The 8,908-nt window shown below is 72.8% G+C and carries 9 protein-coding genes; 2 read left to right on the forward strand and 7 right to left on the reverse strand.

Annotated features, from left to right (window positions below; all coding sequences use genetic code 11):
- Positions 1–210: 210 nt before the first annotated feature.
- The 7 genes from N5D62_RS16390 to N5D62_RS16420 form a co-directional block, all read right to left on the reverse strand.
- Complete coding sequence (locus N5D62_RS16390) at positions 211–726, reverse strand: hypothetical protein (protein WP_279758922.1); 516 nt, start codon at positions 724–726, stop codon at positions 211–213.
- 232 nt (positions 727–958) lie between these two features.
- Complete coding sequence (locus N5D62_RS16395) at positions 959–2,971, reverse strand: response regulator (protein ID WP_279758923.1); 2,013 nt, start codon at positions 2,969–2,971, stop codon at positions 959–961.
- Positions 2,968–3,906: an ATP-binding protein gene (locus tag N5D62_RS16400; RefSeq protein WP_279758924.1), complete on the reverse strand. Its 939-nt coding sequence runs from the start codon at positions 3,904–3,906 to the stop codon at positions 2,968–2,970. Before N5D62_RS16400 ends, N5D62_RS16395 begins: the two co-directional genes overlap by 4 nt.
- 5 nt (positions 3,907–3,911) lie before the next feature.
- A complete protein-coding gene (locus N5D62_RS16405) occupies positions 3,912–4,973 on the reverse strand; it encodes a SpoIIE family protein phosphatase (RefSeq protein WP_279758925.1) in 1,062 nt (353 codons plus the stop codon).
- Between the two features lie 2 nt (positions 4,974–4,975).
- A complete protein-coding gene (locus N5D62_RS16410; RefSeq protein WP_279758931.1) occupies positions 4,976–5,356 on the reverse strand; it encodes an anti-sigma regulatory factor in 381 nt (126 codons plus the stop codon).
- Positions 5,357–5,369: 13 nt separating this feature from the next.
- Complete coding sequence (locus tag N5D62_RS16415; protein ID WP_279758926.1) at positions 5,370–5,804, reverse strand: STAS domain-containing protein; 435 nt, start codon at positions 5,802–5,804, stop codon at positions 5,370–5,372.
- Positions 5,801–6,676: an STAS domain-containing protein gene (locus N5D62_RS16420; RefSeq protein WP_279758927.1), complete on the reverse strand. Its 876-nt coding sequence runs from the start codon at positions 6,674–6,676 to the stop codon at positions 5,801–5,803. Before N5D62_RS16420 ends, N5D62_RS16415 begins: the two co-directional genes overlap by 4 nt.
- Before the next feature lie 222 nt (positions 6,677–6,898).
- On the opposite strand from N5D62_RS16420, the gene N5D62_RS16425 reads away from it, so the two are divergent.
- On the forward strand, positions 6,899–7,996 hold the full coding sequence (locus tag N5D62_RS16425) for a hybrid sensor histidine kinase/response regulator (RefSeq protein ID WP_279758928.1): 1,098 nt from the start codon (positions 6,899–6,901) through the stop codon (positions 7,994–7,996).
- Positions 7,997–8,102: 106 nt separating this feature from the next.
- The coding region (locus N5D62_RS16430; protein WP_279758929.1) for a beta/gamma crystallin-related protein at positions 8,103–8,908 on the forward strand (806 nt) is incomplete at its 3' end.

Here is an 8,908-nt window from a genome sequence, read left to right on the forward strand (position 1 = left end):
CTGAACCCGCCGGGTTGTTCGATCGTCGGCGGACAAGCGACGCGGCGGACACCGACACCGACGCCGACGCCGACGCCGACGCCGACGCCGACGCCGACGCCGACGCGGTGTGCGCGAGGGGCGATCCGAGGGGCGATCCGAGGGGCGATCCGAGGGGCGATCCGAGGGGCGATCCGAGGGGCGGGCGAGCGGCAGGCGAGGTGGCCTGGCTCAGGTTTTTCTTGGCGAGAAGGGGACCGGGGCACCCGCGTCGATGCCGAGGCGTCGCGCGAGCGCGGTGAGGGCGTCGTCGAGCTGGGCCTGCACGCCGAGGTCGACGAAGCCGTTGCGGTCCATCAGGTCGACCAGCTCATCCTGGGCGAACCGGGCGCGGCCATCGGCCATGTGGGTCCCGAGGCGCTGGAGCACGTCCTCGCGGATCTCGCGGTCGGGCGCGGTTTCGGCGGCGTCGAGCAGTTCGATCAACGGGCCGTCGAACGCGTCGAGCAGCTTGTCCAGGTCGCCGATCGCGCCGTCGAGCGCCAGCGCCAGGCGGGTGCGTTCCGGATGCCGGTCGCAGCGATCGAGGACGACGCGGCGCAGGTCAGCCATCGCCAGGTGCAGCCGGCGGCGCATCTGGGACCAGGCCTGGCGCGGAGGCGGGAGCGCCGGTACGCCGCGCTGGGGCGGCGTGGCGCGTGGGGAGGCATCGACATCGGTCGGGCGAGGGCGGGGAACTTGTGGCATGCCGGTGTGTCGACCGGCAATGTCCCGCGGTTCGAGGGTGCGACAGGGCCGCCGGCCCGCTCGGCCCACCGGGCCTGCTCGACCTACTCGGCCTGCTCGGCCTGCTCGGCCTGCTTGACCTGCTCGGCCTGCTCGGCCTGCTTGACCTGCTCGGCCTGCTCGGCCTGCTCGGCCTGCTTGACCTGCTTGACCCGATGCGGTGCCGCTGCGTCCCCGCGCGGCCCGGCCGTCCTCAGCCGCCGGCCTGCTTGCCGGCGACCTGTTCGACCAGCCGCATCAGCAGCTGCGGCCGCAGCGGCTTGGCCAGGTGCGCGTCGAAGCCGGCCTGCAGCGCCTGCTGCCGGTCCACGTCGCGCGAGAACGCGGTCAGCGCGATCGCCGGCAGGCGTTCCCCGGGCGTCTCCAGCGCGCGGATGTCGCGCACCAGCTCGTAGCCGTCGCGGCCCGGCATGCCGATGTCGCTGATCAGCAGGTCGAACGCGTGGCCCGCCAGGGCCAGCAGGGCCTCGTCCGCGCCGTTCACCGCGGTGACCCGCGCGCCGCGGTCCACCAGGATCAGCTTGAGCATCGCCGCGGCATCGACGTCGTCGTCGACGACCAGCACGCGCAGCCCCGCCAGCGACACCGGCGCCCCGTCCGGCCCGGAGGGGTCGACCGCCGGGCCGAGCGTGCCGAAGCTGCTCAGGCCGCCGGGCCCGGTGTCGTCCTCCAGCAGCGCCGGCGCGGTGTCGGCGCCGGGCAGCCAGAAGCGGATCGCCGTGCCGAGCCCGCGGCCCTCGCTGCGCACGTCGACCCAGCCACCATGCGCTTCGATCAGGCTCTTGACGATCGCCAGCCCCAGGCCGAGCCCGCCGTGCTGGCGGCTGCCGGCCGCGTCGCTCTGCGTGAAGCGGTCGAAGACGTGCGGCAGGAACTCCGGCGCGATGCCCTGGCCCTGGTCGCGGACCTCGAGCCGCACGCCCGCGTCGGCGGCGCGCATCGCCAGCGTGATCGTGCTGTCGCGCGGCGAGAACTTGGCCGCGTTGCCCAGCACGTTCCAGATCACCTGCTGCAGCCGCCCGCTGTCGGCCAGCAGCATCGTCGCCTCGTCCTCGAGGTCGAGCTCGAGCCGGTGGCCGCTGTCGTCCATCGTGTGCTGGATCGCGGCGACGGCGGCGCGCACGACCGCGCCGGCCTCCACGCGCTCGCGCGCCAGCGGCAGCTTGCCCAGGTTCAGCCGCGACATGTCCAGGATGTCCGCGATCATCCGCGCCTGGATCGACACGTTGCGGTCGATCGCGCCCAGGCCCTTGGCCAGCAGGTCCGGCGGACTGTGGCGCTGCAGCACGTGGGTCCAGCCCATGATCGCGTTCAGCGGCGTGCGCAACTCGTGCGACAGCACCGCGATCAGGTCGTCCTTCATCCGCGACAGCCGCTCGGCCTCGCCGCGGGCGCTGCGCTCGCGGTCCAGCAGCTCCTGGCGCTGCCGCGCGATCAGCAGCCGCTGCGACATGTCCGCCGCCATCGCCATGCACACGCCGGGCTCGATCGGCGGCGACGCGGTCCACTCGACCGGCACGGCCAGCGCCTGCGCCGATTGCAGCGGGAACTCGGACCGCAGCCCCTCGCTGCCCAGCGCCGCGACGAAGGCGCGCGCCGCCGCCAGGCCCGACGCCGGGACGAAGTCCGTCAGCGGCCGGCCGACGATCGCCTGCGCCGCGTCGGCGCCCAGCCCGAGCAGCGCCAGCATCGCCGGATTGGCGTCCAGCACCGTGCCGTCGCCGGCCTTGAGCAGGCAGATGCCGCCGGGCGCCTGCGCGTAGACGGCGCGGAACTTGGCCTCGCTGCGGCGCATCGCCTCCTCGGCCGCGCGCGTGCGCACCAGCGCCTGGATCGTCGACACCAGCACCGCCGGCTCCACCGGGTGCGTCAGGTAGGCGTCGGCGCCGGCATCCAGGCCGCGCACCTTGTCCTCGTCGGTCAGGTAGGCCGCCGTCAGGTGGATGACCGGCAGCCGGAAGGTGGTCTCCTGCGCCCGCAGCCGGCGGCACAGCTCGAAGCCGTCGATGTCGGGCAGGTGGATGTCCAGCACCACCGCGGACGGCCGCTGGTCCGCGGCGAGCAGCGCCTCGGCGCCGGTGCCGGCCTCGATCGTCGGGAAACCGGCCGCGTTGAGCAGCCGCACCGTGGTGTAGCGGCCGATCGGGTCGTCGTTGACCACCAGCAGCCGGTGCAGGGAACGGTCGATGGCGCGCGGTTCGTTCATGCGTCGGGCACCTCCGTCATCGGCGCGCGGCCGTCCGCGGGCACGGACGACGGCGCGTCGGGCAGCCGCAGCGGCAGCGTCAGCGAGAAGACCGAGCCCACGCCGGGCTCGCTGCGCAGGCCGACGCGGCCGCCGAGCAGCTCCGCCAGGCGCTTGCTCAGCGACAGGCCCAGCCCGGTCCCTCGCAGCCGCTTCTGGATCGGCGAGCCGATCTGGGTGAAGTCCTGGAAGATCGCGCCGTGGAACTCGGGCGCGATGCCGATGCCGGTGTCGCTGACGGCGAAGGTGATCTCGGGCTGGCCGCCGCCGTCAGCGCCGTCGCCCACCACCGCGCTGACCCGCACCTCGCCCTGGGTCGTGAACTTGAGCGCGTTGGAGATGAAGTTGCGCAGGATCTGCGACAGCTTGGCGTCGTCGGTGAACAGCTGCGAGACGCCTTGCGGCTCCTCGAAGATCAGCTGCACGTCCGGGTTGACCAGCACCGGCTTGAACATGCCGCGCAACGCGGCGAACAGGTCCAGCAGCTCGAACCAGGCTGGGGAGATGTCGATGCGCCCGGCCTCGACCTTGGCCAGGTCGAGCAGGTCGTTGACCATGTCGGCGAATTCCTCCGAGGTGCGCTGGATGAAGGTGATCTGCTTGTCCTGCTCCTCGGTCAGCGGCCCGTCGACGCGGTCCAGCAGCAGCCGGGTGAGGCTGCGGATGGACGAGATCGGCGTGCGGAACTCGTGGCTCATGTAGGCCAGGAAGCGGCTCTTGAGCTCGGTCGCCTGGCGCAGCTGCTGGGCCTGCGTGTCCAGCTCGGCGTACAGCGCGAGCACGCCGCGGTTGGTCTCGTCGATCTCGGTCTGCAAGGCCTCGACCTGCGCGCGCGACGCGGCCAGCGCGGCGCGCAGCGCGTCGGCGTCCGGCCCGGCGGCGGTCGTGTCGTCCATCGGCGTCATCCTCGTTCCCCCGGGCCCTCGTGCCGGCGCACGACCACCACGGTCGCGTCGTCGCGGCCGCGCAGGTGGTCCCGGACGATCCATCCGGCGATCACCGCCGGGTCGGCCCGCAGCAGGCCGGGCGTGTCTTCCAACGACCAGCGGCTGACGATGCCGTCCGAATGCAGCACCAGCACCGCATGGGGCGGCCACTCGTAGACCGCGTCCTGCAAGCGCCGTACCTGCAGCCCGAGCGTGCCGTGCTGCGACATCAGCGAGCGGTCGGCGACGCCGGAGATCAGCCGGCCGGCGATGTTGCCGGCCCCGCCGAACAGCAGCTGCGTGCCGTCCTCGGCCAGCGCGACGGCCGCGGCCGCGCAGCCGCGGGTGCTGCGCAGCGGATCGTGCGCGCGTTCGAGGAACGCGGCCGGGGAGCTCAGCGCGCCCGGCGCCGCCTGACCGAGCAGCAGCATGAGCTTGTCGGCCGCCGCGGCGGCGTCGGGGCCGTGGCCCAGCCCGTCGGCCATCGCCAGCGTCCCGCGCGCGCCGTCGCGGCGCCAGGCCCAGGCGTCGCCGCTGACCGATTCGCCGGGCGCGGCCAGCGACAGGCCGGCGACGTCGAAGGCGGGGGCGCGCACCGGCATGTGCGAGCGCTCGACCCGAGGCGCGAAACGCGCCGCGATGACCGTGCCGCGGCCTGGCGCCGAGAACGCGCCGAAGCGCGACGCCTGGCGGCTGATCGCGCCCAGGCCGGTGCCGGACGAACCGGCGGTGCTGTAGCCGTCGCGCAGGCAGCGTTCGACGTCCATGCCGTCGCCCCGGTCCAGCGACAGCACCTGCACGGCGTCGCCGTCCCGGCCGGGCTCGCCGCCGGTCTCGTCGCGACCGATCAGCAGCGCGGCCTCGCGGCCGGGTCCGACGTGGCGGAAGAGGTTGGTGCCCAGCTCGGTCACCGCCAGCGCGAGCCGGCCGGCGGCTTCCTCGTCGAAGGCCAGTTCCGCCGCCAGCGCCAGCGCCGCGCGGCGGGCCTCGCCGACCTGGCTGGCGTCGTCGACGGGAATGCGTCGATGCGCGCGCACGGCTACTTCCAGCGCGTGATCGTCACGCGCGTGCCGCGTCCGGGCGCGGAGTCGATCTCGAAATCGTTGACCAGCCGCTTGCTGCCCGACAGGCCCATGCCCATCCCGTTGCCCGAGGTCCACCCGTCCTTCATCGCCAGCTCCATGTCCGGGATGCCCGGTCCCTGGTCGACGAAGGCAAGCCGCAGGCCCGTGCGCAGCCCGGCGGTCACGATCGCCCATTCCATGGTCCCGCCGCCGCCATAGACGACGGTGTTGCGCGACAGCTCGCTGGCCGCGGTGATCATCTTGGTCTGGTCCACCAGCGAGAACTTCAGCTCCTGCGTCAGCCGGCGCACCAGCTGGCGCGCCAGCACGATGTCGGGCTCGGCCTGCACCGGCATCGCGCCGGCGGTCTCAGCGGCCGGCACGCGGGGGCTCCTCGCCGGCGCCGTCGGCCTCGCCGGACGGCTCTTCGGCGTCGGCCTCCGACGCGACGCCAGCCTCGCGCAGCAGCGCCATGCCGCGTTCCACGTCCAGCGCGGTGCGCACGCCGTGCAGCGACAGGCCCAGCTCCACCAGCGTGATCGCCACCGCCGGCTGCATGCCGACGACGACCGAGGTCGCGCCCAGCACCCGGGCGATGCTGGAGATGCCGGCCAGCATGCGGCCGATGAAGGAGTCCACGATCTCCAGCGCGGAGATGTCGATCAGCACGCCGGTCGCGCCGGTGTCCTGGATGCGGTTGGCCAGGTCGTCCTGCAGCGCCAGCGCGGTCTGGTCCTGCAGGTCGACCTGGATGGTCACCAGCAGCGTCCGGCCCATGCGCAGGATGGGGATGCGCGTGGTCATGCGGCGGTACCCGCGCCGGCCGCGGGCCGGCCCTTGGTGACGACGAACCCGGCGCGCTTCATCGCCAGCGCCAGCGCGTCCGCCAGGGTCGCCTTGGTCGTGATGCCTTCCAGGTCGATGCCCAGGTGCACGATGGTCTGCGCGATCTGCGGACGGATGCCGCTGATGATCGCGTCCGCGCCCATCAGCCGGATCGCCGTGACAGTCTTGATCAGGTGCTGCGCCACCAGCGTGTCGACGGTGGGCACGCCGGTGATGTCGATGATCGCCAGCCCGGAACCGGTCTCGACGATGCGCTGCAGCAGCGTCTCCATCACCAGCTGCGTGCGGCCGCTGTCCAGCGTGCCGATCATCGGCACCGCCAGCACGCCTTCCCACAACTTGACCACCGGCGTGGACAGCTCCAGCAGCTCCTGCTGCTGGCGCGCGATGATCTCCTCGCGGCTGCGCTGGTAGGTGGTGACGGTGTACTGCGCCATGTTGTCCAGCAGGGAGGAGATCTCCCAGGTGGCGTCCACCAGCGCCGCGGGCTGGTCGCCGAAGCGGCGCTGCAGGCCGGCGAACATCGGCTTCTTCAGCGCCAGCACGAAGCGGCTGGTGTCGGCGGCCGTCGAGCCCTGCGCCGCGCGCGAGCGCGACAGGCTGCCCAGCACTTCGCGCACATGGGCCCAGGGCGCGTCGTCGAAGTTCTCGGTGTTGCCGTTGGCGCGCACGCCGGCCAGGATGGCCTCCAGCAGCTCGCCGGTCTCGCGCAGTTCGCTGGTCAGGCTGCGGTTGCCGCCGCCGGCCGTCAGTTCGGCCTGCCACTCGGCAAGCACCCGGTCGCGTTGCGCGGACAGGAGGTCTTCGACGGCGGCGCTGTTCTGTTTCATGGGTTCCTCTCGGGCGCGGGGAGGGCGGGGCGCCTCGGATTCAGCAAGGGGGAAAAGGGCCGCGACGGACCTCGCGGCGGGCGCGATCCTAACGTCGCCACAGCGTACGGCAGCGCTTCCCTGGGCGAGGATCAGGGGCGGGTAAGTCCCGAGCCAGGGCGGGCACGCCGGTTGCCCAATGGCCCTGTCCGACAAACCAAAGATCAACGGTGGGAGAACGACGTGGTGGATGAGATCAGCGTGCTGGTGGTGGACGACAAGCCTCAGAACCTGCTCGCGATGAAAGCGCTGCTGGCCGATTCCGGCCTGCGCGTGCTGACGGCGGAAAGCGGACCCGCCGCGCTGGAGTTGCTGCTGGTCCACGACGTGGTGCTGGCGCTGCTGGACGTGCAGATGCCGGGCATGGACGGCTTCGCGCTGGCCGAGCTGATGCGCGGCGCGGCGCGCACGCGCCACGTGCCGATCATCTTCCTGACCGCCGGCTCGCAGGAGGCGCAGCGCAGCTTCAAGGGCTACGAGGCCGGCGCCGTCGACTTCATCTACAAGCCGGTGGACGCGCATGTGCTGCGCAGCAAGGTCGCCGTCTTCGCCGACCTGCATCGCCAGCGCCGCCTGCTGGCCGAGCGCATCGTCGAGCAGGAGCGCCTGGCGCGCGTCAACGCGCTGATGCTGAGCGCGCTCAGCCACGACATCCGCAGCCCGCTGTCGGTCATGATGCTCAACGCCGAGCTGCTGATCCGCCAGACCGAATCCCCGTCGCTGCAGAAGGCCGGCCAGCGCGTCAAGGCAGCGGCGACGCTGCTGGGCCGCCAGGTCGACCACCTGGGCAGCCTGGCGCGCCGGCCCTGCGAACTGCTGCAGGTGCAGGCGGTGCGCGGCGACCTCGCGGCGCTGGCCGCGCAGCGGCTCGACATCGAGAGCAACCAGACGGTGCTGTGGTCGCCGCCCGCCTTCGAGCGGATCGGCGACACCAGCGGCGACTTCGACCCCGAGCTGATGGCGCAGGCCATCGACCAGCTGCTGATGCAGGCCGCCACCCACGCCGGCGACAGCGCGCTGCGCATCCAGGTCGACGGCGGCGCGCAGCGCTCGCTGATGCTGCGCATCAGCTTCGACACGGTGCTCGATCCGGAAGCCACGCTGCACCTGTTCGGCGGCAACGAGCCGGTCTCGGGCATGTCGCCGGCGCAGGTCGGCCCCGGGCTGCAGGAGCCGGAGCGCGTCGCGCGGGCGCATGGCGGCTCGCTGATCGGCACGTCCCGGACGCGGCAGGGCACCCTGTTCGAGCTGCTGTTGCCGCGGCTCCAGTCCGAACGATGAACGAGGCGGCATGCCGTCCTACAGCGGTCGCCAGCGCGGCCCGACAGACCCGGGGCCCCGCGCGGTCCACAGTGGTGGCATCACACCAACCACGATGGGGACTGCCATGACCCGTTGCTCCACACCCGTCTTCAAGCGCGCGATGAAGGTCGCCGTCGCGGCCGCCGCCTGCGCGCTGGCCGGCCAGGCGATGGCCGACATCACCTTCTACGAGCACGAACATTTCCGCGGCCGCTCGGCCGGCGCGGACTCGCAGGTCAATTTCCTCAAGGAGATCGGCTTCGACGACCGCGCGTCGTCGATCGAGGTCCGCGGCGAGCGCTGGGAGGTCTGCGCCGACCCGGGCTACAGCGGCCGCTGCCGCGTGCTGCAGCCCGGCAGCTATCCGTCGCTGCAGTCGATGGGGCTGGACGACCGCATCAGCTCCGCGCGCCGCGTCGACGGCGGCGTCGACGTGGGCCGCGACCGCTACGGCCCCGATCCGCAGCCGACCTACTACCGCCGCGGCGACGAGGCGACCTTCCAGGCGCAGGTCGTGTCCGTGCGCGCGGTGATGGGCGACGCGCAGCAGCGCTGCTGGATCGAGCAGAAGGAAGTGCGCGACCGGCCCAACGTCGGCGGCGCCGTCATCGGCGGCGTGCTGGGCGGCATCCTGGGCCACCAGTTCGGCGGCGGCTCCGGGCAGGCCGTGACGACGGCCGCCGGCGCGGTCGGCGGCGCGGTGGTCGGCAGCAACGTCAACCGCGACCGCGAGGTGCGCAACGTGCAGCGCTGCGGCGCGGCGCCCAACAACGGCAACCCCCAGTACTGGGACGTGACCTATCGATTCAAGGGACAGGACCATTACATGCAGACCCGGCGACCGCCGGGAGCGACCGTGACCGTCAACGCGCGCGGCGAGCCGCGCGAATA

It is taken from the genome of Mitsuaria sp. GD03876 (genome assembly GCF_029840635.1).
GTDB lineage: Bacteria > Pseudomonadota > Gammaproteobacteria > Burkholderiales > Burkholderiaceae_C > Roseateles.

Coding starts and splice junctions, on each gene's coding strand:
- N5D62_RS16400 (WP_279758924.1), bottom strand. CDS start 3,906: ATGGACGACACGACCGCCGCCGGGCCGGACGCCGACGCGCTGCGCGCC.
- N5D62_RS16390 (WP_279758922.1), bottom strand. CDS start 726: ATGCCACAAGTTCCCCGCCCTCGCCCGACCGATGTCGATGCCTCCCCA.
- N5D62_RS16415 (WP_279758926.1), bottom strand. CDS start 5,804: ATGACCACGCGCATCCCCATCCTGCGCATGGGCCGGACGCTGCTGGTG.
- N5D62_RS16410 (WP_279758931.1), bottom strand. CDS start 5,356: ATGCCGGTGCAGGCCGAGCCCGACATCGTGCTGGCGCGCCAGCTGGTG.
- N5D62_RS16395 (WP_279758923.1), bottom strand. CDS start 2,971: ATGAACGAACCGCGCGCCATCGACCGTTCCCTGCACCGGCTGCTGGTG.
- N5D62_RS16420 (WP_279758927.1), bottom strand. CDS start 6,676: ATGAAACAGAACAGCGCCGCCGTCGAAGACCTCCTGTCCGCGCAACGC.